The sequence below is a fragment of the Arthrobacter sp. TMP15 genome, from assembly GCF_039529835.1.
Classification (GTDB): domain Bacteria; phylum Actinomycetota; class Actinomycetes; order Actinomycetales; family Micrococcaceae; genus Specibacter.
This window is the reverse complement of sequence record NZ_CP154262.1, coordinates 1,735,869-1,761,797: the sequence shown is the minus strand read 5'-3', so window position 1 is coordinate 1,761,797 and position 25,929 is coordinate 1,735,869. Positions and strand designations below refer to the sequence as shown.

General features: G+C 57.0%; 20 protein-coding genes. 7 read left to right on the top strand and 13 right to left on the bottom strand.

All coding sequences use genetic code 11. The annotated features are described in order from the left end of the window. Positions 1-236 precede the first annotated feature (236 nt). Complete coding sequence (locus AAFM46_RS07685) at positions 237-1,283, top strand: IS110 family transposase (protein WP_343320249.1); 1,047 nt, start codon at positions 237-239, stop codon at positions 1,281-1,283. 252 nt (positions 1,284-1,535) lie between these two features. Here AAFM46_RS07685 and AAFM46_RS07680 read toward each other — a convergent pair whose 3' ends face one another. Next, the gene (locus AAFM46_RS07680; protein ID WP_343320248.1) at positions 1,536-2,495 is read right to left on the bottom strand and encodes a heme o synthase; all 960 of its coding nucleotides are present in this window, start codon (positions 2,493-2,495) and stop codon (positions 1,536-1,538) included. Between the two features lie 413 nt (positions 2,496-2,908). On the opposite strand from AAFM46_RS07680, the gene tkt reads away from it, so the two are divergent. From tkt to pgl, 6 genes are all read left to right on the top strand, one after another. Further along, complete coding sequence (gene tkt / locus AAFM46_RS07675; protein ID WP_343320246.1) at positions 2,909-5,035, top strand: transketolase; 2,127 nt, start codon at positions 2,909-2,911, stop codon at positions 5,033-5,035. A 249-nt stretch (positions 5,036-5,284) separates the two neighbouring features. Beyond that, positions 5,285-6,406, top strand: coding sequence for a transaldolase (gene tal / locus AAFM46_RS07670; protein ID WP_283526819.1), 1,122 nt, complete (start codon positions 5,285-5,287; stop codon positions 6,404-6,406). 4 nt (positions 6,407-6,410) lie between these two features. Beyond that, positions 6,411-8,048, top strand: coding sequence for a glucose-6-phosphate isomerase (locus tag AAFM46_RS07665; protein WP_343320244.1), 1,638 nt, complete (start codon positions 6,411-6,413; stop codon positions 8,046-8,048). Between the two features lie 16 nt (positions 8,049-8,064). Then, on the top strand, positions 8,065-9,609 hold the full coding sequence (gene zwf / locus AAFM46_RS07660; protein ID WP_283526814.1) for a glucose-6-phosphate dehydrogenase: 1,545 nt from the start codon (positions 8,065-8,067) through the stop codon (positions 9,607-9,609). After that, on the top strand, positions 9,606-10,547 hold the full coding sequence (locus AAFM46_RS07655) for a glucose-6-phosphate dehydrogenase assembly protein OpcA (protein WP_343320242.1): 942 nt from the start codon (positions 9,606-9,608) through the stop codon (positions 10,545-10,547). Before zwf ends, AAFM46_RS07655 begins: the two co-directional genes overlap by 4 nt. Continuing rightward, positions 10,544-11,350 carry a 6-phosphogluconolactonase gene (gene pgl, locus AAFM46_RS07650; RefSeq protein ID WP_283526810.1) on the top strand — a complete coding sequence of 269 codons (807 nt, stop codon included), beginning with the start codon at positions 10,544-10,546 and terminating at the stop codon, positions 11,348-11,350. The genes AAFM46_RS07655 and pgl overlap by 4 nt, the downstream gene beginning before the upstream one ends. Positions 11,351-11,443: 93 nt before the next feature. On the opposite strand, the gene secG is transcribed toward pgl, so the two are convergent. The 12 genes from secG to uvrA form a co-directional block, all read right to left on the bottom strand. Next, positions 11,444-11,698 (bottom strand): preprotein translocase subunit SecG, encoded by a 255-nt coding sequence (gene secG, locus AAFM46_RS07645; RefSeq protein ID WP_283528544.1) that lies wholly within the window; start codon positions 11,696-11,698, stop codon positions 11,444-11,446. Positions 11,699-11,837: 139 nt separating this feature from the next. Next, a complete protein-coding gene (gene tpiA, locus AAFM46_RS07640; RefSeq protein ID WP_343320240.1) occupies positions 11,838-12,653 on the bottom strand; it encodes a triose-phosphate isomerase in 816 nt (271 codons plus the stop codon). 134 nt (positions 12,654-12,787) lie between these two features. After that, positions 12,788-14,026, bottom strand: coding sequence for a phosphoglycerate kinase (locus tag AAFM46_RS07635; RefSeq protein ID WP_283526806.1), 1,239 nt, complete (start codon positions 14,024-14,026; stop codon positions 12,788-12,790). Between the two features lie 17 nt (positions 14,027-14,043). Then, a complete protein-coding gene (gene gap / locus AAFM46_RS07630) occupies positions 14,044-15,051 on the bottom strand; it encodes a type I glyceraldehyde-3-phosphate dehydrogenase (protein WP_283526803.1) in 1,008 nt (335 codons plus the stop codon). A gap of 243 nt (positions 15,052-15,294) precedes the next feature. Continuing rightward, a complete protein-coding gene (locus AAFM46_RS07625) occupies positions 15,295-15,918 on the bottom strand; it encodes a superoxide dismutase (RefSeq protein WP_283526801.1) in 624 nt (207 codons plus the stop codon). Positions 15,919-16,026: 108 nt separating this feature from the next. Next, complete coding sequence (gene whiA, locus AAFM46_RS07620; RefSeq protein WP_283526799.1) at positions 16,027-17,007, bottom strand: DNA-binding protein WhiA; 981 nt, start codon at positions 17,005-17,007, stop codon at positions 16,027-16,029. Between the two features lie 25 nt (positions 17,008-17,032). Beyond that, on the bottom strand, positions 17,033-18,016 hold the full coding sequence (gene yvcK / locus AAFM46_RS07615; RefSeq protein ID WP_343320409.1) for a uridine diphosphate-N-acetylglucosamine-binding protein YvcK: 984 nt from the start codon (positions 18,014-18,016) through the stop codon (positions 17,033-17,035). Positions 18,017-18,030: 14 nt separating this feature from the next. After that, the gene (gene rapZ / locus AAFM46_RS07610; protein ID WP_283526797.1) at positions 18,031-18,954 is read right to left on the bottom strand and encodes an RNase adapter RapZ; all 924 of its coding nucleotides are present in this window, start codon (positions 18,952-18,954) and stop codon (positions 18,031-18,033) included. A 231-nt stretch (positions 18,955-19,185) separates the two neighbouring features. Continuing rightward, positions 19,186-21,246 (bottom strand): excinuclease ABC subunit UvrC, encoded by a 2,061-nt coding sequence (gene uvrC, locus AAFM46_RS07605; protein ID WP_343320238.1) that lies wholly within the window; start codon positions 21,244-21,246, stop codon positions 19,186-19,188. Between the two features lie 64 nt (positions 21,247-21,310). Next, on the bottom strand, positions 21,311-21,979 hold the full coding sequence (locus AAFM46_RS07600) for a lysophospholipid acyltransferase family protein (RefSeq protein WP_343320236.1): 669 nt from the start codon (positions 21,977-21,979) through the stop codon (positions 21,311-21,313). Further along, positions 21,966-22,706, bottom strand: a complete 741-nt coding sequence (locus AAFM46_RS07595; protein ID WP_283526791.1) for an HAD hydrolase-like protein — start codon at positions 22,704-22,706, stop codon at positions 21,966-21,968. Before AAFM46_RS07595 ends, AAFM46_RS07600 begins: the two co-directional genes overlap by 14 nt. Before the next feature lie 155 nt (positions 22,707-22,861). Continuing rightward, positions 22,862-25,750, bottom strand: coding sequence for an excinuclease ABC subunit UvrA (gene uvrA, locus AAFM46_RS07590; protein WP_343320234.1), 2,889 nt, complete (start codon positions 25,748-25,750; stop codon positions 22,862-22,864). Between the last annotated feature and the right edge of the window lie 179 nt (positions 25,751-25,929).

Here is a 25,929-nt window from a genome sequence, read left to right as displayed (position 1 = left end):
TGCAGGGCCGCTTGGCGTGACTCATCCAATCTCTGGCCTGATACTTGTATCAGTGCCTTCGCGTTGACTTGTCCGCCACAGCGGTCCGACATCGACCTAGTCTCTTGCCATGGCTTAATAAAAGGCTGGCCGAACCAGTGGTTCGTGCCTCATTAGAGAGTTGCCTGACAAGTTGCGATTCCAGGTCGATGCCGCCCACAACGGTCATCACCACTATGGAACAGAGGATCACCGTCATGACTATCGTTGCAGAAAAATACGCTTACGTCATCGGTATAGACACCCACGCACGAACCCACACCTACGCCATTACTAATACCCGCACAGGCTCATGTGAGTCCTGGGCAGCTTTCCCAGTAACTCCAGCTGGAATACGGCGGGCGATTGCCTGGATCCGCCGTAATACCACCGCAGAGATACTCATAGCAGTGGAAGGCACCCGCTCTTACGGGGCCTCGATCACGACCGCCTTGAACGCCGAGAACATCCCAGTGATCGAGGTAAAACCACCGAAGAAACAAGCCCGGGCAGGAATTGGAAAAATAGATCAGATCGATGCCACAGAAGCAGCACGATCTGTACTAGGTACCGACGTCACCAAGCTCCTACACCCACGAGCTGAAGGAACCCGCGCCGCGATCAGCGTGCTGCTAGCCAGCCGGCATCGCCTCGATCGCCAACGCACCAGAAACCGTAACGCCCTCAATGCGCTGATCCGCGAGATCAACCTAGGACTCGATACCAGAAAAGCCCTCACGAACCACCACATCACCGATATCAGTTCCTGGCGCCACCGCAACACCGATACCACTGAACAACGCATCGCACGAGAAGAAGCAGTGCTACTAGCGACAGCCATCAAGCACGCCGATCAGCAACTCAAACACAACAAAGAACAACTCGCTGAACTCAGCGAGGAACTCGCCCCCGGACTGCAAAACCAGCCAGGGATCGGCCCCGTAACAACCGGGGCCATCCTGATCGCTTACTCCCACCACGGCAGAATCCGCAGCGAAGCAGCCTTCGCGGCACTAGCCGGTGCCGCACCCCTGCAAGCCTCCTCAGGCAACACCATCCGCCACCGCCTCAACCGCCACGGCGACCGGCAACTAAACAACGCACTAGATGTCATCGCTAAAACCCGTATGCGATGCGACGCCCAAACCCAAAAATACGTACAACGCCGCACCACAGAAGGCCTCAGCTACAAAGAAATCAAACGCATCCTCAAACGCTACATCGCCCGCAACCTCTTCAAGCAACTACAAACCCTCACCACTTGACTCCACACATAAAAGGGTCAAGCCAAGAGTGCGGTGGGGCATAACGGTGGACTGCAAGAGCTCAGCGCAGCGGATGCACGCTTGCTCAAACCCGCGCGGGAGCAAAGAAAAGCGACCGGTGAGCTCCAAGGAGAAGTCGCCGGCCGCCGTCGAACAGTTGCGCCCTCAACAGTTGCACCCTAAACAGCAGCGCCCTAGAGAGTTAGCGCTCTAGGGCATCAGGGTGCTGAAACAATAGTGGAGCAGAACCTTTTAGCCCATGAGAGCAGTGCCCACAAAGGGATCAACTGCCAGGGACAGGAACACCAGCGTCAGATACGTGATGGAAACGTGGAAGACCTGCATAGCGTTCTTCTTGGTCACGAGGTCCTTCTTGGCATTGTTGTACAGCTTGTGAGCCTCGAACAGGAACCAGGCACCAGCGGCAGCTGTTACTACGGTGTAGACAATACCGGCGCCGCCAAGCGGAATCATGAGTAGAGAGCAAACCACCATGGCCCAGGTGTAGAGGACAACCTGCACCGATACGGTGCGGGATCCTGCAATTGCGCCGAGCATGGGTACGTTGGCGGCGTTGTAATCGTCGCTGTAGCGCATTGACAGCGGCCAGTAGTGCGGCGGCGTCCACAAAAAGATGATCATGAATAAAATCACGGCGGGCCATTGCACAGTGTTCGTAACAGCGGCCCAGGCAATCAGCACAGGCATACAGCCAGCAGCGCCGCCCCACACAATGTTCTGTGACGTGCGTCGTTTGAGTATGAGTGAGTACACCACTACGTACAGGAAGATCGCGCCAATGCCGAGCATGCCTGTCAATGGGTTGATGCTCCACAGCAAAACCACGGCTAGAACAGTAAGGATCCAGGAGAAGATGAGTGCTTCACGCGGTGTGATCACGCCGGTCACTAACGGGCGCTTGGATGTGCGATTCATGACTTTGTCGATGTCGCGGTCAATGTAGCAGTTGAACGCACCCGAGGCGCCAGCGGCAAGCGCGCCACCCACCATTGTGGCGACCATCAGCCACAGGCTGGGGACCCCGGTCTTTCCAGCAAAACCATGAGCATAAAACATGGTGGGCAATGTGGTGACGAGAAGGAGCTCCACAACCCGCGGTTTTGTCAGGGCCAAATAGCCCTTTGCTTTTTCCGAAAAGCCGATGGAAACTTTTGGCGAAGTCTCAGCAGCCGGGGTATGAGTTGCACTCACTTGTTTAAGTCACCATGTTTTCGTTGTTGATTCGGCGCAGGGTGTTCATTCCGCGCTGCCAGCCATGCCGTGGTGGGTTGGCTGTCACAGGATTGACAGGGCCCGGGCAAAGCTCTTAACAGCATACCTGTTTGTGCCGCCGCAGCGCTAAAAACCCTTAAGTCAAGGTGTGGCGTTTGGGTTCTCAACATATGAAAACTAATCACGCTTGTGGCACTAACTCGTGTAACTTTAGAAGTGCCTGACCTTGCGGGAGCATGAAGATGCTTTAACCCGTGGGACCATGCTAAATATTACTGCAGTATCACCTCGGGGCAGGGCCTGAGGAAGAGCCGTTAACGCTAGTTTTTATGTGTCGCGCTTGATTGCCCTGCACTTGCAGAACATATGCCCATAACGAGAGGGACCCGTCAGTGTCACATCTGGAATTACCAACGTTCACCTGGACCGCCAACGATCAGCGCGCAGTGGATACCGCCCGTATATTGGCCGCAGACGCCGTTGAAAAGGTGGGCAACGGTCACCCCGGAACGGCCATGTCATTGGCTCCCGCCGCATACTTGTTGTTCCAGAAAGTCATGCGCTTGGACCCCACGAACCCTGACTGGATGGGCCGTGACCGCTTCATCCTCTCCCCCGGACACACCTCGCTAACACTGTACGTGCAACTGTTCCTTTCCGGATATGGCTTGGAGTTAAAGGACCTTGAAGCGCTGCGCACATGGGGTTCACTGACCCCTGGGCACCCGGAATACAAACACACGGCAGGGGTTGAAATCACCACTGGTCCCTTGGGCCAGGGCCTTGCCTCAGCTGTTGGTTTCGCATACTCACAGCGCCGTATGCGTGGCCTGATGGACCCCGACGCCGAGGCCGGTACTAGCCCGTTCGACCACACTGTCTGGGTTATCGCCTCCGACGGGGACCTCCAGGAAGGTGTCACTAGCGAAGCTTCCAGCTTGGCCGGACATCAGGAGCTGGGCAACTTGGTGGTTATCTACGATTCCAACCACATCTCCATTGAAGATGACACCAATGTTGCCTTCTCCGAGGATGTCCTGAAGCGCTATGAAGCATACGGCTGGCATGTGCAACGGGTTGACTGGACCAAAACCGGTAAGTACGTAGAAGATGTTGCCGAGTTGCATGGTGCCCTCGATGCCGCCAAGTCCCAGACAAGCAAGCCGTCCATCATTTCCTTGCGCACCATCATTGGCTACCCGTCACCGAAGAAGCAAAACACTGGAGCGATCCACGGTTCGGCATTGGGTGGCGACGAGGTTGTTGCGCTCAAGGAAGTCCTTGGCTTCGATCCGGAAAAGCACTTTGAAGTTGAGCCGGAAGTTCTTGAACATGCTCGCCAAGTTCTTGATCGCGGTGCGGCAGCCCACGCCGAATGGAACACCGGGTTTGCGGCTTGGAAGTTGGCCAACCCGGAGAATGCGGCACTTCTTGAGCGGATTGAAAAGAAAGAACTGCCTGCTGGTTGGGAGGAGAACCTGCCGGTCTTTGACAGCGGCAAGGATGTTTCAACCCGGGCAGCCTCCGGTAAGGTCCTGAACGCTATTGGAGCGGTTCTGCCAGAGCTCTGGGGTGGCTCCTGCGACCTGGCCGGATCAAATAACACCACGATTGAGGGCTCGGGCTCATTCATTCCCGCCTCAAGGCAGACAGACACCTGGTCCGGCGGTCCGTACGGGCGTGTACTGCACTTTGGTATCCGTGAACACGCTGCGGCCGCGATTGTCAATGGAATTCATTTGGGGGGCCCCACGCGCGCCTACTCAGGGACGTTCTTGATTTTCAGCGACTACCAGCGCCCAGCGATTCGACTCTCCGCTTTGATGGGTGTGCCGTCTATTTTCGTGTGGACGCACGACTCCATCGGACTGGGTGAGGACGGACCCACCCACCAGCCCGTTGAGCAACTTGCCACTTTGCGCGCCATACCCGGTCTGGACGTAGTCCGCCCCGGGGATCCCAACGAGGTCTCGATCGCGTGGAAGAAGATTCTGGAAACAAAGGACAATCCGGCCGGGATTGTCCTGACGCGCCAGAACATTCCCACCTACGCCCGCGGGACCGGAGCAGCCACGGCTACTGAGTTTGCCTCAGCGGACCTGGTTTCTCGTGGTGGTTACGTTTTGGCGGAGGCAGTGGCCGACGGCGAGATAGTCACCCCTGCGGTGATTTTGATCGCCACGGGATCCGAAGTCCAGCTTGCGGTTGAAGCCCGCGAAGCTCTCGCCACCGAAGGAATTGCTGCACGCGTGGTTTCAATGCCATGTGTTGAGTGGTTCAACAACCAGCCCTCTGAATACCGCGAGGAGGTCCTGCCCGCAGGTGTCAAGGCGCGCGTCTCCGTTGAAGCCGGTTTGGCTTTGGGCTGGCGTGAATTTGTTGGCGATGCAGGACGTTCCATCTCGCTGGAACACTTTGGCGCATCTGCTGACTACAAGGTCCTTTTCAAGGAATTTGGTATTACCACCGAGGCTGTCACGGCCGCTGCCAAGGATTCTGTGGCTGCAGCCAGGGCATAACAGCCCAAGTCCCCGGGGCAGCGCCCTGCGCTGCTGCCCCGGGAATCCTCATACTTTTCTCCCGCTACTCTCGCTACGTGCCAAACACACCGGGCGTGGTGGCAGCAGCGGGAATAGATCACCTCACCTGCAGTGCTGAAATAAGCAGTACTTAAATTAGCGCTATCTAAATAAGCACTATCTGAATAAGCAGTGCTAATCAAGGCATTCTTCAGAGCTGCAGGGCCGCAATCCCAAGGAAGTAGCAAAATGACTAATACAACACCCACCGCCGCACTTTCCGCCGCAGGTGTCTCCATCTGGCTTGACGATCTTTCCCGCCTTCGCCTCAACAGTGGCAGTCTGGCTAAGCTCATCGAAGAAAAAAACGTTGTTGGCGTCACCACTAACCCCAGTATTTTCGAAGCAGCCATCACCAAGAGCGATGACTACAAGTCCGAGCTGAAGAAATTTTCTGCCGCCGGCATTACTGCCGAAGACGCTGTCTTTGAAATAACCACCTCGGATGTTGCCGACGGCTGCGATCTCTTCGCGCCAGTTGCCGCCGCCACCAAGGGAGTTGACGGCCGTGTCTCCATTGAAGTTGATCCCCGCAAAGCGTGGGACACGGACGGAACCATCGCTGAAGCTAAGCGCCTGTACGCGAAGGTGAACAAGAAGAACGTCTATATCAAGATTCCGGCCACGCTTGAAGGTCTTGAGGCCATCACGGCTACCCTGGCCGAGGGTATCAGCGTCAATGTCACCTTGATCTTCTCGCTTGAGCGTTACCGCGCCGTAGTCAACGCTTTCATTAGCGGACTTGAGCAGGCTAAGGCCAACGGGCACAACCTGGCTGATATCCACTCAGTTGCGTCCTTCTTCGTTTCACGCGTGGACTCAGAAATTGACAGCAGACTTGATGCCATCGGTACCGATGAGGCCGCAGCCTTGAAGGGCAAAGCCGGCTTGGCCAACGCCCGTCTGGCATACCAAATCTTTGAAGAGGTGTTCACCTCGGAGCGTTGGGCATTGCTCGCCGATGCCGGAGCGCTCCCCCAGCGTCCCTTGTGGGCCTCCACAGGTGTAAAAAACCCCGACTACCCGGACACGCTGTACGTCACTGAACTGGTTGCTGCGAACGTTGTCAACACCATGCCGGAAAAAACCCTGGATGCTACCTACGACCACGGTGTAGTCAGCGGTGACACCATCACCGGAACGTATGGAGAAGCCAACGCACTGCTGAACAAGCTTGATGGGTTGGGCATCTCCTACGCAGAGGTTGTGAACCTGCTGGAGACTGAGGGACTAGAGAAGTTTGTTGCAAGTTGGAAAGACCTACTTCACCACGTCCAGGATGCACTCGATGCAGCAGGCGCGGAAGGCTGAGACCATGACATCACTGGCATTTGCGGCCACAGGAGCCGCACAAGCTGCCGGAGCCGCTCACCTGATGACGCTTGTGGCAGATCAGGTCGCATCACGGATTTTCGAAAAGGATGCGACGTTGTGGGGGCCCGAGGCTGAAGCCGAATCAGCCATCCGCCTTGGTTGGGTAGAGGCAGCAGAAATTTCTCGACCCTTAGTGACCGAGATCATTGCCCTACGCGATGAGCTGCACGCCGAGGGCATCAACCACATTGTTTTGTGCGGCATGGGAGGCTCGTCCTTGGCGCCCGAGGTCATCACAGCGACAGCTGGTGTTGAATTGAGCGTTCTTGACAGTACAAACCCAGAACAGGTCAGGACAGCTGTTAGTGACCGTCTGGAAACCACAGCTATTGTTGTGTCTTCGAAGTCCGGCTCCACCTTGGAAACGGACTCACAACGGCGGATCTTTGAGCAGCAGTTCAACGAGGCAGGCATTGACGCCAAGTCACGGATCATTATCGTGACAGACCCCGGCTCACCCCTCGATGAATCTGCGCGGAAAGCCGGCTACCGCAAGGTCTTCAACGCAGACCCCCATGTAGGCGGCCGATACTCGGCACTGACAGCGTTCGGACTGGTTCCCTCGGGCTTGGCAGGCGTGGATATTGCTGCGCTGCTTGACTCGGCGGAGGAAGCAGCCGAAATGCTGCGCGATGACGACGTTGACAACGTGGGGCTGCGCCTCGGGGCCGCACTGGGGGGTACCTCGCCGCTACGTAACAAAATAGTCATTGTTGATGAAAATTCGGCCCTGGTTGGATTCCCCGACTGGGCTGAGCAGCTCATCGCCGAGTCCACAGGTAAACTCGGCACCGGTGTGTTGCCGGTAGTAGCAGAGGTGAAATCCCCTGAGGTCACCTCTGGCGCCGCTGATGTACTCGTTGTGCGTCTGGTATCCGGAGATGCGGATGTAGAGCTTCGCGAGAATGAAGTGAGCATCGCCGGCGATCTTGGTGCACAGATGATGGTGTGGGAGTTTGCCACGGTAGTGGCCGGCCGTCTGCTGGATATCAACCCTTATGATCAGCCTGATGTTGAGGCAGCCAAGACTGCTGCTCGCGGCCTACTGGATTCAACACCGGAAACAACACCGGCTCTGTTCACCGATGGTGCCATTGAGGTGCGCACGGCTAACAGCGACGCCGGCTGGCTTAGTGGGGCAACATCACTGGCAGAAGCACTTACTGCTTTGGTAGGCACACTGTCCACTGACGGATACCTCAGCGTGCAGGTCTACCTTGACAGGCTCTCGCATGCACCGTTGGCACAAGTCCGTAACGAGCTGGCAGAGCTTACCTCCCGTCCCGTCACCTTTGGCTGGGGGCCGAGATTCCTGCACTCCACCGGACAGTTCCACAAGGGTGGCCCGGCAATAGGGGTGTTCCTTCAAGTTACTGGAACTGCAGAGCCGGACCTGGCTATCCCGGAGCGGCCGTTCAGCTTTGGGGAGCTCATCAGCGCCCAGGCTGCTGGCGACGCCGCTGTGCTTGCCGATCATGGACGCCCCGTACTGCGCCTGCATTTCACGGACACAGCTGCTGGCGTTACTCAACTCAAGGCCGTGGTGGCTACGCTTGCTGGCCGCCACTCCAACGGATAAGGCTGCCGCTCAACAGATGCCGACTTCTGACACAACACAAAATGAAAACCCGCTTCGGGACAGCCGCGATCGGCGGCTGTCCCGGGTAGCGGGCCCATCTTCGCTGGTTCTCTTCGGCGTGACGGGAGATTTGTCACGCAAAAAACTCATGCCCGCAGTGTATGACCTCGCAAACCGCGGGTTACTGCCACCGAGTTTTGCTCTTGTTGGCTTCGCCCGACGAGCATGGAGTGCAGAGGATTTTGCCGCCGAAGTCAAAGAATCGGTTCAAGCAAACTGCCGCACGCCCTTTGATGAAGTGGTTTGGAATCAGCTCAGCGAAGGAATCCGCTTTGTCGAGGGGGAATTTGATGACGACGATGCTTTTGAGCGGTTGAAGACCACCCTGGCTGAACTTGACGAAAAGCGAGGGACGCGCGGCAATCACGCATTTTATCTCTCGATTCCTCCCAAGGCCTTTGAACTTGTGTGCCGTCAGCTCTCAGAGCATGGTTTGGCACAATCAGGGGAGGGAAACTGGCGCCGGGTTGTTATTGAGAAGCCCTTTGGTCACAACTTAGAGTCAGCCAGGGCTCTGAATGACATTGTGGAGTCAGTTTTTCCACCAGACTCCGTATTCAGGATTGACCACTACCTGGGCAAGGAAACCGTTCAAAACATTTTGGCGCTGCGCTTTGCCAACCAGTTCTTTGAGCCGCTATGGAATTCCAACTACGTTGATCACGTGCAGATCACCATGGCCGAGGATATCGGCACAGGTGGACGAGCAGGTTACTACGATGGCGTTGGCGCGGCACGCGACGTCATTCAAAACCACCTCTTACAACTTTTGGCGCTAACAGCCATGGAAGAGCCCATTTCCTTCAACGCCGAGCATTTGCGGGCTGAAAAGGAAAAGGTGCTGGCTGCGGTGAAGTTGCCCCAGGATCTATCTAAGCACTCAGCTCGCGGCCAATTCTCAGGCGGTTGGCAGGGCGGGGAGGAAGTGCTTGGTTACTTGGATGAGGAAGGAATTCCTGCCGATTCAACCACTGAGACATTTGCCGCAATTCGTCTTGATATTCATACTCGCCGTTGGGCGGGGGTGCCTTTCTACTTGCGTACGGGTAAACGCCTGGGTAGGCGTGTGACCGAAATTGCGGTTGTTTTCAAGCGCGCACCCAACCTCCTCTTTACAGATCACGAAGAGGATGACTTCGGACAGAACGCAGTCGTTATCCGGGTCCAGCCTGATGAGGGTGTCACTATTCGCTTCGGCTCGAAAGTTCCTGGGACTCAAATGGAAGTTCGTGATGTCACCATGGATTTCGGTTATGGACACGCATTTACCGAGTCAAGTCCGGAAGCGTATGAACGGTTGATTCTGGATGTACTGCTGGGTGAACCCCCACTGTTTCCGCGACACCAGGAAGTGGAGCTGTCCTGGAAGATCCTTGACCCGTTCGAGGAGTATTGGGCAGCCGAAGGTATGCAACCTGAAAGTTATGAACCCGGCAGCTGGGGCCCTTCTTCAGCTGAAGAGTTGTTAAAGCAAGACGGAAGGACGTGGCGACGACCATGATTGTTGAACTGCCTAACACCACCACTTCCCAAATCACCAAAAAGATAGTTAAGATGCGCGAGCAGGGTGGCGTTGTCACGCTGGGACGTGTTCTAACCCTTGTTGTGATCACCCGAAATGGTTCCGAAGAAGAAGCAATCACAGCAGCCAACCTGGCTAGCCGGGAACACCCCTGCAGAATTATTGTGTTGGCTTCAGGTTCAGACACGGAGGAAACCCGCTTAGACGGCGAGATTCGTGTTGGCGGTGACGCTGGGGCCTCCGAGGTGATAGTGCTGCGAGGGTTCGGAGAGCTGGCTGCAGAGAGCGAATCAGTCATATCTGCGCTTCTGCTCCCCGATGCCCCGATCGTAGCCTGGTGGCCCAATGAGGCCCCCGAGTCACCCAGCACCTCTCCTATTGGACGGATAGCTCATCGCCGGATCACCGACTCGCGTAATGCACACGATCCCAAGGAAGCACTTATCCGCATTGGCAGCACGTACGCCGCTGGTGACACGGATCTGGCATGGACGCGTTTGACCAACTGGCGTATCCAGCTGGCCGCGGCTTTGGAAGAGTACGACGGCGATGACCCCATCACCGCTCTTAGAGTTGAGGGAGCGAGCGACTCCCCCAGTACTTTGCTGCTGGCAGCATGGCTGCATCGGGCGCTGAACGTGCCCATTGCGGTTGCGCAGGGCCCACGGGGCACGGGTATCCGCACGGTCGTCATGGAGCGAGAAAAGGGCACTGTTACGCTGACTCGCCCCGGCGCCATGGAGGCAACCCTGACTCAGCCGGATCAGCCTGAGCAGCAAATTTCTTTGCCACGACGTTCCCTGCAGGATTGTTTGGCTGAAGAACTGCGCCGACTTGATCCGGATGAAGTATTTGGTGAAGTAGTCACCGAAGGTTTGAAAAAACTGTTGGCAGAAGAAGAGGTTGTTCAGTCATGAGTCCCAATGTCCGCATCACTCCGCACCCGTCCTTTGACGTACTAGCCGCCACAACAGCTGCTCGGCTGATAACCCGTTTGCTGGATGTTCAAAGTGAGCGCGGAGAGGCCACGGTTGTGTTGACCGGGGGCAGCGTTGGCATCGCAACCCTGGCTGAGGTTGCGAAATCCCCGGCTCATTTGGCGGTGGATTGGAATAAAGTTAACTTTTGGTTCGGTGATGACAGGTTCGTGGACACAGACTCACCTGATCGCAACTATGTGCAAGCTGCGGAGGCTTTGCTCAACCACATTGCCGTTGATCCGCAACGCGTTCACGTGATGGCGGCCTCAGACACAGTCGCCAGTCTTGAGGACGCCGTTGCGAACTACGCTCGCGAACTAGCGCACGCGGGCCGTACGGAATGGGAGAACGACGACGAGACGTCCGGCACAGAAGCACCGCCGGTTCCACGCTTTGATGTGCTCCTGCTGGGACTTGGCCCGGACGCCCATATCGCGTCGCTCTTCCCCGAGATGGCTGGCATCCGGACAACCGGCGTGCCTGTGGTGGGGGTATTGAACTCACCTAAGCCGCCGCCGTCGCGCGTTTCACTGACACTGGAAACCATCAATTCTGCACAAGAAATCTGGATTGTTGCTGCAGGGGCTGACAAGGCTGCGGCAGTGGGCCTGGGACTTGCAGGTGCCAGTGCGGTCCAAGTGCCGGCCTCCGGCGCGCGGGGCATCAATAAGACAATGTGGCTCCTTGACGAGGCTGCAGCCGCAAAAGTTCCTACAGAGCTCTTGCGTCGGGAACGATAACCACTTTTTACCGAGGTAGAGCCCCACTAAAGAAGTGGCCCACCAAGCGAAAGCTTGACGGGCCACTTCTTTATTCTGGAAACAACGTACTGCTTAGACGCCGATGTTGCCGTATGACATGATCAGGCCCAAGCCGATGATGACAGCACCCCAGACAATGCCTAGAACCACTGTGAATCGGTTCAGGTTCCGTTCTGCCACACCGGATGAGCCAAGGTTGGAGCTCATGCCGCCACCAAACATGTCGGAAAGACCGCCACCACGGCCCTTATGCAGCAAGATCAACAAGGTCAGCAGCAAGCTGGTGACACCCAGAAGGATCTGCAGGGCGATTTGAAGTGTTTCCACGAGTGGCCTTTCAGCATGGTAAATAAGTGTTTGCGTTCGAGACATTGCCGCAGCGTTCAGTTGCAGGCAGGTCCGCAGTCAAGTCTAGTCGGCCACGGCGGTACATGACCAATGGACACGGCCAGAGACTTCAATGAAGCTACTTGGTGACCAGGTGGTTTTCGAAACGTGCGATGCTGGCGAATTCGCCCGCGTCCAAGCTAGCGCCACCGACAAGAACACCATCTACGTCGCGTTCGGCCATGATGGCCCCAACGTTGCTTGACTTTACCGAACCACCGTAGAGCAAACGGGTTTTTGCTGCTGTCTCGGTATCAAAGAGTTCAGCCAGCTCAGCCCGAATTGCCGCACACATCTCTTGAGCGTCTTCTGGACCGGCAACTTCGCCCGTTCCAATGGCCCAGACGGGTTCGTAGGCAATGACGAGAGTGGCTGCCTGCTCGGGCGTTAACCCTGCAACGCCACCACGCACCTGTGCGAGGGTGTGCTCAACATGGGTTCCAGCCTTGCGGATTTCCACGCCTTCACCTGCACACAGCACAGGTGTCACTTCGTTGCGGTATGCAGCTTTGACCTTGGCGTTGAGCAGCTCATCGCTCTCACCATGAATGCTGCGGCGTTCGCTGTGTCCCACTAAGACGAAAGCACAGCCGAGTTTGTTCAGGAACGCACCAGAGATATCGCCTGTGTAGGCACCTGAATCTTGATCGGAAAGATCCTGGCCACCATAGACCAGCTTGAGCTTGTCGCCCTGGACGAGTGTTTGCACACCACGCAGATCAGTGAAGGGTGGGAAGACAGCAACTTCCACCCGGCCGAAGTCGTGGCGGGCATCGGAGAGTGTCCATGCGAGTTTCTGCAGCAAGGTGATGCCCTGGACATGGTCCATGTTCATCTTCCAGTTTCCTGCAATCAGCGGTGTCCGGTCAAAACTGCCGTTGGTCGATGTTGTCATCGTTCTCTCTTTTCTTGCATCACGTGAGGCAATGCTGTTACAAATCAAAGCTGAATATCTTTCTGCGGAGAATCCGGCACAGGAAACCCGGCATAAAGGTGGCGGCAGGATTTCCCTGCCGCCACCTTGGGCACTTAACGGTCTAGCGCGCTCAAGCCAGGCAGTTCCTTGCCTTCAAGGTACTCAAGACTTGCACCTCCACCGGTTGAAATATGACCAAATGCCTCATCGGCAAAGCCCAGCGATCTGACCGCCGAAGCTGAGTCACCGCCACCAACTACAGTGAAGCCACCGTTGCTGCTGTTTGCGCTGAGGGCTCCGGCAACAGTCCGGGTACCTTCGGCAAAAGCGGCGAACTCAAAGACACCCATCGGGCCGTTCCAGAACACTGTTTTTGCTCCTGCTATCGCTTCGGCAAAAGCCGCACCGGAAAGCGGACCAATATCAAGGCCGAGGCCCGTTGCACCAAAACTACTATCTTCCATGACGTCTGCGGCAACAACCTCATGGGCTGCATCGCCAGAAAAACTCGCTGCTACAACAACGTCTGTGGGAAGCACAAAACGGGTACCAGCAGCCTCGGCACGAGCCAAGTAATCCTGTACAACAGGGATCTGATCGCTTTCAAGCAACGATGCGCCTACTTTGTAGCCTTGGGCGGCCAGAAAGGTGAACAACATGCCACCACCGACCAGGATGGAATCCGCCTTACCGATCAAATTATCAATGACGGCTAGTTTGTCCGAGACCTTAGACCCACCCAGAACTACAACATAGGGGCGTTCGGATTCGGTGGTGAGCTTGCGCAACACCTCCAATTCCGTGCGCACCAGGTCACCCTGGTAGGACGGCAACGCTTTGGCAATGTCATAGACGCTTGCATGTTTACGGTGCACAGCGCCAAAAGCATCATCCACGTAGGCGCCGTTCGTACCGGTCAAGGCAGCGAGCTCTGCGGCGAAAGCCGCCCGGTCGGCGTCGTCTTTGGATGTTTCGCGCGCATCAAAGCGCACGTTCTCCAACACCACCACTGAACCGTCCACCAAAGACGCCGCAGCTGCTTTCGCGGCTGGTCCGGTCGTGTCAGCGGCGAGGGTTGCATGCAGCCCGGGTGCCAACTCTGCCAGCCGTGCAACCGCCGGAGCCAGGGAGTACTTGGCTTCAGGGGCTCCCTTGGGACGCCCCAGGTGGGCGGCCACGAGGACACGGGCACCGGCGTCGGCCAGTGCAGTAATGACGGGCAGGGATGCTTTGATGCGTCCATCATCACTGACGTTAGAGCCGTCGAGCGGCACGTTCAGGTCACTTCTGACAAGAACGTACCGCCCGCGGACACCTTCATCGATGAGCTCGCTGAGGGTGTGAAGTGTCATTATTTAGTCCTTAGTCCTTAGAGCTTCGAAGCTACGAGCTCGGTCAAGTCGACCAAACGGTTGGAGTAGCCCCACTCGTTGTCGTACCAGGAAACAACCTTGACCTGGTTGCCAATAACCTTGGTGAGGCCCGAATCGAAGATGGACGACGCCGGGTCCCCGACAATGTCAGAGGAAACGATCGGGTCTTCGGTGTAGGTCAGGTAACCAGCCAACTTGCCCTCGGCAGCTGCAGCCTTGTAAGCGGCGTTGACTTCTTCAACAGTGACCTCACGGCTCACTGTGGCGGTCAAATCTGTGGCGGAACCCGTCGGGACCGGAACGCGGATGGCGAAGCCGTCCAGCTTGCCCTTGAGCTCTGGCAGGACAAGACCAATAGCCTTAGCAGCACCGGTTGAGGTGGGGATCATGTTGATCGCTGCAGCACGGGCACGGCGGAGGTCCTTGTGCGGGCCATCTTGCAGGTTCTGATCGGCGGTGTAGGCATGGATGGTGGTCATCAGACCGCGTTCCAGACCGAAGTTATCGTTCAATACCTTAGCTAGCGGGCCCAAGCAGTTCGTGGTGCAGGATGCGTTGGAGATGATGTGGTGCGTCGCCGGGTCATATAGGTCGTCGTTGACGCCCAAAACCACTGTGATGTCCTCATCCGAGGCGGGAGCGGAGATTAGAACCTTCTTGGCGCCGGCATCAATGTGCTTCTGAGCGTCGGCAGCCTTAGTGAAGAAACCTGTGGATTCGATGACAATGTCAACACCCAACTTGCCCCAGGGCAGGTTTGCGGGATCGCGCTCTGCCAAGACAGTGATGGTCTTGCCGTCAACCACAAGGTGGCCATCTACAACTTCAACTGAAACGGACAGCCGTCCGTTCACGGAGTCATACTTGAGCAGGTGTGCCAGTGCCTCAGGGCTGGTGAGGTCGTTGACAGCCACAATCTCAATGTCAGCACCCTGAGCCAAAGCTGCGCGGAAGTAGTTGCGGCCAATGCGGCCGAACCCGTTAATACCAATACGAGTAGTCACTTAGTTCTCTCCTTTGTGTTCTGACGAACACACGTAGTCAGGTTGAAGGTCACCTTCAACCATTGTTTCCCGCACGACGTTGGGCAGAGATTCTTGCATGGGCGCAGTTCGAGAAGAAAGCGCCGTGATCTATATTACGTTCCAAGGGGCCCGCCCCGGAAATTCCACGGGGCGGGCGTCCATATGCTGGTCAAACAAGTACTCTTGCGAGAACTCTCTTATTTGATCTGCTGGAGCTGCTGGTTAAGGCAGGATCAGCGAGGTAGCGTTTGCCTGGGCCGCGGCGAAGCGCTTGGCGACGTCAGCCCAGTTGACGATGTTCCAAAAAGCCTTGACGTAGTCAGCCTTTACGTTGACGTAGTCAAGGTAGAAAGCGTGCTCCCACATGTCGAGCATGAGCAACGGCGTGGTTGCTACAGGAATGTTGCCCTGCTGATCGAACATCTGCTCAATGATGATATTGCCGCCGAGGCCTTCAAAGGAAAGTAACGCCCAGCCGGAGCCCTGGATACCCATGGCTGCTGCCGTGAAATGTGCACGGAAAGCGTCAAAGGAACCAAAAGCATCGTCAATGGCTGCAGCCAATTCACCTTCTGGCTTGTCGCCGCCTTCGGGGGAAAGGTTGTTCCAGAAGATTGAGTGGTTTGTGTGCCCACCCAAGTTGAATGCCAAGTCCTTGGAGTACTTGGCAACGTTAGCGAAGTTGTTGCTTTCGCGTGCTTCGGCGAGCTGCTCCAGTGCGGTGTTTGCACCAGCAACATAGGCCGCGTGGTGCTTGCCGTGGTGCAATTCCATGATGCGGGCGGAAATATTGGGCTCCAGAGCAGCATAGTCATAGCTGAGTTCTGGAAGTGTGTACTTGGTCACGGTTCCTCCATTGCGATTCTTCTGTGTTGTTGCCGGCAGTGGATATCCGGCAAGGAAAAGCCACCGTTTCTGGCGGTTCTTCTTCTCTATACTTCCATACTAGGCACTTTAGCCATCGAGCATGTCGAAAGTGATACTCGACTCAGTCCCAGGTATGCCCATATCTTTGGCTTTCTTATCTGCCATGGCCAGCAGCCGGCGGATGCGCCCGGCGATAGCGTCCTTGGTGAGGGGTGGATCGGCCAACCGCCCGAGCTCATCCAGACTGGCCTGCTTATGCGCAACGCGTAACGCGCCCGCATATTTGAGGTGGTCTGGCACGTCCTCGCCAAGGATCTCAAGGGCACGCTCCACCCTTGCACCGGCGGCGACAGCCGCCTGTGCCGAACGACGCAGATTTGCGTCATCAAAATTTGCCAGTCGGTTTGCTGTTGCGCGCACTTCCTTGCGCATGCGGCGTTCTTCCCACACAAGGAAAGTGTCGTGGGCTCCCATGCGCACAAGCAGTGCGGCAATGGTGTCACCATCACGGATGACAACTCTGTCAACGCCGCGTACATCACGAGCTTTGGCGGCGATATCCAGACGCCGGGCCGCTCCCACCAGGGCTAGTGCCGCTTCGGGGCCCGGGCAGGTGACCTCCAAAGCTGAGGAACGGCCCGGTTCGGTCAATGAGCCGTGAGCTAAGAAAGCGCCACGCCATACTGCCTCGGCGTCCGCCGTCGAACCGTTGACAACGGCCGAAGGCAGTCCGCGGACAGGACGTCCACGGCCATCTAAGAGTCCACTCTGGCGGGCCAGTGCTTCACCATCGCGAACCACGCGCACAACGTACCGGCTGCCGCGTCGTAAGCCGCCCCCGGAAACAACAACGATCTCACTTTGGTGTCCGTACATTTCAGCGATTGCCGCCCGCAGACGCCTAGCTGTTGCTGCTGCATCGACCTCAGCTTCAATCACAATGCGGCCGGAAATGATGTGCAGCCCTCCGGCAAAACGGAGCAGCGCCGATACCTCAGCCTTACGCACCGAGGACTTCTTGACATCAAGTCTGGACAATTCCTCTTTTACGGCTGCTGTCAGCGCCATGTTTCAGCCTTCACTCTCACGTACGTTAGTGGTCCCCAAAAATATCCCGGTATGCCGCTGCCAGCCGCAGCGGGTCATGGACGGGGGGCCCGCCGGAAGTTCCAACCATACCGAACACCACCTCTGCACCAATCATTGCGGCCGCTTTTGTGAATTCACCAACATCGGCAATCGACTGCGGATCGGCCAACACGACGTCCACTGTGAATTCTGGAGCATAACGGGAAATTACATGTAAGTGATCTGCGGCATTCATGCCAGTCGCCTCCAGATCGTTCACATCTAGGTTCATAGTAAGCAGCCGTTTAGCTTTTGCCGTGCACAGTGCTTCTCGCATTTGTGGCAGGAGCAGGTGAGGCAGCACCGAGGTGTACCACGAGCCTGGTCCAAGGACTACCCAGTCCGCGTTGTGGATGGCTGCAACCGCCTCAGCGCACGCCGGCGCATTTTCAGGAACCAGCCGCACATTTTCAAGTTCCCCAGCCTTGGCCAGCAACGACTGGCCCCTGATCAGCAGACCCGGGGTGCCGTTATTTTTGACATTGCCTTCAATTGTCAGTGGGATGCTCGCCATCGGCAGCACTTCCCCGCGCGCACCGAGCAAAGCCCCGGCCCAGCGCAAACCAGCTACCGTATCGCCGAGAAGCTCCCACAGCGTGACAATGAGGAGATTACCCAGCGCATGATTGTCCAACGAACCTGTGACACCTTCGCGGGAGGTGAAGCGATGTTGCATGACGTCGCGCCAGGTCCTGCCCCAATCGGTGTCATCACACAGTGCTGAGAGGGCCATGCGCAGGTCCCCGGGCGGTAAGACACCCAACTCCTCGCGCAGACGGCCGGATGAGCCGCCGTCGTCCGCAACCGTGACAACGGCTGTGACATTGCCTGTGAGCAGGCGCAGGGCCGAGAGCGAAGCGGCGAGACCGTGCCCTCCACCCAGGGCGACAACGCGGAGCTCCGCCTCAGGGCTGGTTAGTTTAGAGGCCGTCGGAACGATCGGCAGAATTCCGGTATACACGACTACTCCCGGCCCAAGTCCCGGTGCCGAATGCTGGTGGTGACCCGCGGTAACTGACTCAATCGTTTGGCCAGTTCAATGGCGACTGCAACAGAACGGTGCTTGCCGCCGGTGCAGCCAACAGCAATAGTTGCATAATGCTTGTTTTCCCGACGGTAACCGTCCAAAACCGGTTCCAGGGCATGGACATAGCGGTCAACGAAGTCGGCCGCGCCGTTGTCGTTAAGCACAAAGTTACTGACGGCTTCGTCCTGTCCCGTCAATGGTCTGAGCAGGGGAATCCAGTGCGGGTTGGGAATAAAACGAACGTCTGCCACGTAGTTTGCATCCACTGGCAACCCGTACTTGAAGCCAAAACTCATGATCGTCAGGCTGAGCACTACGGGACCGGATTCTGAGAAGAGTTCGGTTACGGCGGTGCCGAGCTGGTGGACGTTCATGGTTGAAGTGTCAAGGACCATCTCGGCTTGGCTCTTCATTTCAGCCAGCAGCAAGCGTTCGGCGGCGATGCCGTCAAGGATACGCCCGTCCTGTTGCAGCGGGTGCGGACGTCTCCCCTGCTCGAAACGGCGAACAAGAGTGTCATCACTTGCGTCAAGGAAAAGTACCCGGTAGGCCACCCCCGCGGCGGAGAGAGCATTGAGAGACTCACGGATATCGGCAAACAGTGCCTTGCCCCTGACATCAACCACTACAGCCAGCTTGGGCAGTGCAGCCGGCATGCGTGAAACCAGCTCAGCGAGAGTACCGAGCATCTGTGGTGGGAGGTTCTCAATGACATACCAGCCATGGTCTTCCAAGGCGTTAGCGGCCGTGCTGCGGCCCGCCCCAGACATACCGGTGACCACCAGCAGTTCGGCTTCGACCGGCTTGATAGGGGTCAACGCGTCGTTGCTTGAGTTGGTGGGTTCTTGCTGTTCTGTCATTGCGTTTCCCTGTCAGTTGCTGGCTTGGACTCGGGGGCGTCCTTGGCCCCCACCACGTCTACGGTCTAAGCCTAGCGGCCGTGGGGCCCCGAACGCGCGAAGCGGGTTGTGGGGTGGTGCTGGGCGCTAGCGGCCGTGGGGCCCCGAACGCGCGAAGCGGGTTGTGGGGAGGGTGCTGGGCGCTAGCGGCCGTGGGGCCCCGAACGCGCGAAGCGGGTTGTGGGGAGGGAACTAGTCAAGAATCTCGCCCGTGGTCATATTGATGGCCGGGGCGGTCTCCGAAATGGGCGGGTCCTCGCCGTCTGGGGTCTGGGCCGGACCATGCAGACTCTCGTAAATAGCCTGGGCCAAAACCGGACCCACACCTTTGGCCTGCTCTAGCTCTGCCACTGTCGCGGCCCGAACCTTCTTGAGAGAACCAAAATGAGCCAGAAGGGTCTTTTGTTTTGCGGCTCCCAGACCAGGGACAGTGTCAAGAACCGAGGCAATCATCGCTTTGCCTCTTTTGGCCCGATGGAAAGTAATAGCAAAACGGTGGGCTTCATCACGGATGCGTTGGAGCAGATACAGCCCTTCCGAGGATCGTGGAAGGATCACCGGGAAGTCACTTTCGGGCACCCATACCTCTTCCAACCGTTTCGCCAGGCCGACTACTGCTAAGTCGTCAATGCCAAGATCCGCTAGGGCCCGCGCGGCAGCGTTAACTTGGGGTACACCGCCGTCGACCACTACCAAGTTGGGCGGGTAGGCGAACTTAGATTTCGGCAGTTCGGTAGGCTCAGCATCAACATCAGTGCCAACAACGTCAGTACCAACACCATTACCCGCAGTGATCAAGGCGGGCCGAGCAACAATTTCACCGCTTAAGCTCACGGCTTGCGCCCGGGCCTCTTTCTCGTTCAAGTAATTCCGGAAGCGTCTAGTGATGACGTCGTACATGGACGCGGTGTCATCTATGGCAGCATCACCGGTGATGGCGAATTTGCGGTATTCGCTTTTCTTCGCCAGCCCATCCTCCACGACAACCATGGAAGCAACCACGTTGGTTCCTTGCACATGCGAAATGTCGTAGCACTCAATGCGCAGTAGCGGCATGGGCAGATCAAGAGCTTCCTGGAGTTCTTGCAGGGCCAATGACCGGGTAGTCAGGTCACCTGCGCGGCGGGACTTATGCAGGATCATGGATTGGCGCGCATTAGCTTGAACTGTATCCATCAGCGCCGCTTTCTCACCGCGTTGGGGCACCTTGATGGAAACACTGCCTTGGCGCAATCCCGCAAGCCACTGGGAGAGATATTCGTGGTTTGCAGGGAGTTCAGGTACCAGGATTTGCCGGGGAATCGCGTCTGATTGCGACTCTTCGCCACCATATACCTGCTGCATAAGGTGCTCCCACAATTCGGCGTCAGAGGCGTCCTCCACCTTCTCCACAACCCAGCCGCGCTGGCCCCGGATCCTGCCGCCACGGACGTGAAACACCTGCACGGCTGCTTCAAGATCATCCTGCTCCACGGCGAAAATGTCAGCGTTGGTGTCTTCTGTCAGTACCACGGCGTTACGCTCGAATACTTTCCGCAAAGCGATGATGTCATCCCGCACCCGGGCCGCCTGCTCATAATCAAGTTCAGCGACTGCGGCGCTCATTCTCTTTTCAAGCGTGACAATAAATCGTTTGGCCTCACCGCCCATGAAGTCGCAAAAATCCTGGGCCAGGTCCTTATGCTCCTCAATACTGATGCGCCCCACACATGGCGCCGCACATTTGTCTATGTAGCCCAGCAGACACGGCCGGCCGCTGCGCTCTGCACGGCGCAGCACACCCACACTGCAACTGCGAACAGGGAATACCCGTAGTAGCGTGTCCATGGTCTCGCGGATGGCCCCGGCGGTGTACGGGCCAAAGTACTTGGTACCTTTGCGGCGTTCCCCGCGCATGACCTGGACCCGGGGGAACTTCTCGCTCATGGACACGGCAAGGTAGGGGTAACTTTTATCGTCCCTGAATGCAAGGTTGTAGCGGGGCGTGAATTCTTTGATCCACGTGTATTCAAGCTGGAGCGCTTCAAGCTCACTGCCAACAATCGTCCATTGCACGCTTGCCGCGTGATGGACCATCGCATACGTTTTGGGCAGGAGCGAGGCAGGATTGGCAAAATAGGAGTTCAGCCGAGATCGGAGATTCTTTGCCTTGCCAACATAGATAATGCGCCCATGTTCATCACGGAACCTGTAAACGCCGGGGTCCGTGGGAATTTCGCCCGGCTTCGGCCGGTAGCTTGCTGGATCTGCCACAGTTCCATTCTATGGTGATGCGCAACTGCACGGCACAAATGGCTGTGCCCGCTGCGACTGGGAGCTACTCGGTGCTGGGGCTTTGGTTGTATTTGGTGCTACGTTTTTGCCCTGTTAGTTCAGCAATGGCATCCATGATGGTGTCTGTGGCGTGCCGTCTGGCAGGCAGGGAGTGGCTCGGACCGGTCTTCTCGAAGTACAGCGGCTTCCCAAAGCGGAGGGTAAACGTTGCTGGGGTGACGGTTTTCTTGCCAGCAGGCTGCAGCTTCTCCGTACCGATAATGCCAACGGGAACAACCGGTGCTCCCGTTGTGAGTGCCAACCAGCCAACCCCGGTGCGGCCACGGTAAAGCACACCATCACGGGAACGCGTGCCTTCAGGGTAGATCCCTACCGCTTCGTCGCGGCCAAGGATCTCCAGAAGGGTCTTCAACGCTTGAACGCTGGCGGCCTGTTCTCCACGTTCAACGGGGATAGAGTGCACGGACTCGAAGAACGTTTTCATTAGTTTGCCCTTGATGCCTTTGCCCGTGAAGTATTCGGCTTTGGCGAAGAAGGAGACGGGGCGTGGAGTCAATGCCTGCACAATGACAGAGTCGAAAAATGACAGGTGGTTAGGTGCCACGATGAAGGGCCCCTCTGTGGGGACGTTTTCTATTCCTTCCACAGTTGGACGGCAAAACGCGCCAATAGTACCGCGAGTCAGCACGCGGGTCACGTCATAGAACGCCATGGTTGTCCTCCCCACGTACCGGAGCTCCGGCGAGTACCAGCGCCAGTTCTTTAGCTGAATGGACGACGGCGGCTGCACCAGCCGCTGCCAGCTCACCTTCAGCGGCGAATCCCCACGCCACTCCGATGCAGGTAAGCGCATTGCTTCGCGCCCCCAGAACATCTTGGTGCCTGTCCCCCACCATGATGGCGGTTTCTGAGGTAACGGCCAGCTTCCGCACGGCGGCGGCAATAATCTCGGCCTTGCCAGCGCGGTACTCGGGGTCGCCAGGACTCAGCGTTTCGTCGGCGTGTGAGCCACAGATAGCGTGGAAAAAATCGGCAACCCCGTGGTGAGCCAAAAGAACTTTCGCCAGGGGCTCGGGCTTCTGCGTAGCAACTGCCAATAAAACGCCGTCGGACTTTAGCTGCGCCAGCAGCTCCTTGATCCCGGGATAAAGGACAGACATTGCCATACCCCGCTCCCGGTACCACTGCCTGTACTCCGCTATAACGCCATCAACTCGGTTCGGCGGAACACCGATGATACTGACAAGTCCATCGGCGAGTTTTGGCCCTACCATCCCGCTGAGCGTTTCCTCATCAGGTACTGGCAGGTCCATGACCTCTAAGGCATGTTTAATGCCCCCGGTGATGCCGCCAGCGGGGTCAACGAGAGTCCCGTCCAGATCGAAGAGGACTGCGGTTCGGGGACCGTCATGGTTTATGGCTGGAAGAGCGGTAGTCACGTCCATAGTTTCTCACGACAAGGGTCTAGTCTTCCCCATCCATACCACCATCTGCATATATCAGAGTGCCGTCAGGGGAAATCTTCTTGCCGCGAGTTGCCACATATGGTCACGCATACTCCGCTGTGGACACCATATATGGCAACTCGAGATGACTAAGGGGCTAGTACTTCGCGCAGGAAGTCAGCCGTGTAACTTTCAGTGCTTTTGGCAACCTTTTCGGGGGTGCCTGTGGCGATAACACGCCCACCTCCCGTGCCACCGTCCGGTCCAAGGTCAACAACCCAGTCGGCACTCTTAATGACATCCAGGTTATGTTCAATGACGATGACTGTATTGCCCTTGTCAACCAGTCCTTGGAGAACCAGCAGCAGCTTACGAATATCCTCAAAGTGCAGGCCGGTGGTGGGCTCATCCAGCACATAGATACTGCGCCCATTGGAACGCTTCTGGAGTTCCGCAGCAAGTTTCACGCGCTGCGCTTCGCCACCGGAAAGCGTCGTTGATGCCTGACCCAACCTGACGTAGCCTAGTCCGACATCGACCAGGGTGCGCAGGTGACGGGCAATAGGGGTGAACGCAGCGAAGAATTCAGCGCCCTCCTCGATGGGCATGTCCAACACGTCAGCGATGGATTTGCCCTTGTAGTGCACCTCAAGAGTCTCGCGGTTATAGCGAGCACCGTTGCAGACCTCGCAGGGTACGTAGACGTCTGGCAGGAAATTCATCTCAATCTTCAGTGTGCCGTCGCCGGAGCAAGCTTCGCAACGCCCACCCTTGACGTTGAAGGAGAAGCGTCCGGGCTGGTACCCCCGCATTTTGGACTCGTTGGTCTCAGCGAAGAGCTTCCGGATATTGTCAAAAACACCTGTGTATGTGGCGGGGTTCGAGCGCGGGGTGCGGCCAATGGGGCTCTGGTCCACGTGCACCACCTTGTCGAGATGCTCAAGGCCGTCAACGCGCAGATGACGCCCCGCAACCTGCTTGGCACCGTTGAGCTTGTTTGCCAAGACTTTGTAAAGAATCTCATTGACAAGGGTCGACTTACCCGAACCACTGACGCCTGTCACAGCTGTCAGTACACCGAGAGGGAATTTCACATCAATGTTAAGCAAGTTGTTTTCCCGTGCACCCACCACAGCCAACTCGCGTTTTTTGTCATATTTTCGACGCTTAGCGGGCAGAGCTATGCTTTTGCGTCCGGAGAGGTAATCACCTGTCAAGGATCGGGTATTAGCCAGCAGTCCTTCTAGAGAGCCCGAGTGGACTACTTCGCCACCGTGTTCACCCGCACCTGGACCAATGTCGACAATCCAGTCGGCTTCCTTGATGGTGTCTTCATCATGTTCCACCACAATGAGTGTGTTGCCCAGATCCCGCAATCGTGTCAGGGTACCAATGAGCCGGCGGTTGTCACGCTGATGCAGTCCGATGGATGGTTCGTCCAGGACGTACAGCACACCGACAAGTCCGGAGCCAATCTGAGTGGCAAGACGGATACGCTGAGCCTCTCCACCTGACAGTGTTGCTGAGGCACGCTCAAGGTTGAGGTACTCCAGACCAACGTCCAGAAGGAACTTCAGGCGGGCCTGAATTTCCTTTAGCACCTGGCTGGCAATCGTTGCCTCTCGCTCACTTAATTCCAAGGTTGAGAGGAACTCAAAGCAGTCACGCATTGACATGGCACACACTTGCGCAATGGACTTGCCGTTGATCAGCACCGACAGTGATGCAGGGTTCAAGCGTGCTCCGCCACAGGCAGGGCAGGGAATCTGGCGCATGTACTCTTCGTAGCGATCCCGAGCGGAGTCTGATTCCGTTTCAACATGCTTTCGCTGGATGTACTGGACAGCTCCTTCGAAGCCTGTGCTGTATTTACGTTCACGACCAAAGCGGTTTTTGTACTGGACCACAACTTTATGATCTTTGCCGTACAAAATTGCCGTGCGGGAATCGGTGTCCAACTTGTTCCACGGCGTATCCATGGCGAAGTCCAACTCCGCGGAGAGTCCTTCAAGTAACCTGTTCCAGTATTCAGTGGTCGCCGTACCCAATGACCACGGTGCAATGGCGCCTTCACGCAACGACAAGAACGGATTCGGAACAACGAGTTCTTCGTCAACTTCAAGTCTTGTGCCAATGCCGCTGCACGCGGTGCAGGCACCGAAGGGATTGTTGAAGGAGAATGATCGGGGCTCGATTTCATCGATGGCCAGCGGGTGCTCATTGGGGCAGGCGAGGTTCTCCGAGAAAGAACGGATGCGTCCGGAGTCGGTCTCGTCCAAGTCCACTAAATCCGCTAGGACACGGCCATCGGCCAGCCCGAGGGCGGTTTCTACGGAGTCAGTCAAGCGCTGTTGAATGCCGTCCTTGACCACCAGACGGTCAACCACCACCTCGATGGTGTGCTTGTACGTCTTCTTAAGCTTGGGTGGATCGCTGAGCTGGATTTGCTCACCATCGACCCTTGCACGGGAGTAGCCCTTGGCCGTGAGCTCCTTGAACAGGTCAACGAACTCGCCTTTGCGGTCCCGCACCACGGGAGCCAATACCTGAAATCGGGTGCCCTCAGGCATTTCAAGCAGCTGATCAACAATTTGCTGCGGTGTCTGCTTGGCGATGGGCTCCCCGCATACGGGGCAGTGGGGGGTTCCCACCCGAGCCCACAACAAGCGCATGTAATCGTAGATCTCGGTGATAGTTCCCACAGTTGAGCGAGGGTTCTTGGAAGTCGATTTCTGGTCGATAGATACCGCCGGGGAGAGTCCCTCAATGAAATCAACATCGGGTTTATCCACCTGGCCCAGGAACTGCCGCGCATAGGCTGACAACGATTCAACGTAGCGGCGCTGGCCCTCGGCGAAGATGGTGTCGAATGCCAAGGAAGATTTGCCGGAGCCCGACAAGCCTGTGAACACAATCATTGCATCACGGGGCAAGTCTAGATCGACGTTGCGCAGATTATGTTCGCGGGCGCCCTTTACAACAAGACGCGACAAGTCTGGGCGTGGCACATCAAATTCGGGTGATACGTACTGAGCCATTGTTTCCTTCACATCACTTTTTGCTACGTCGACGCCGAGTCAGCAGAACCTGCCCCTTAGTTGACTACGACGTAGCAATTGAGCGCAGCTGGTAAGCCGCGCGCTGCGTTCATTGGTAAGTATAATCGAAAGTTCGTTCGAATATGCGTCCGCATTGCCTTCAAACGATTCCGGGTGTC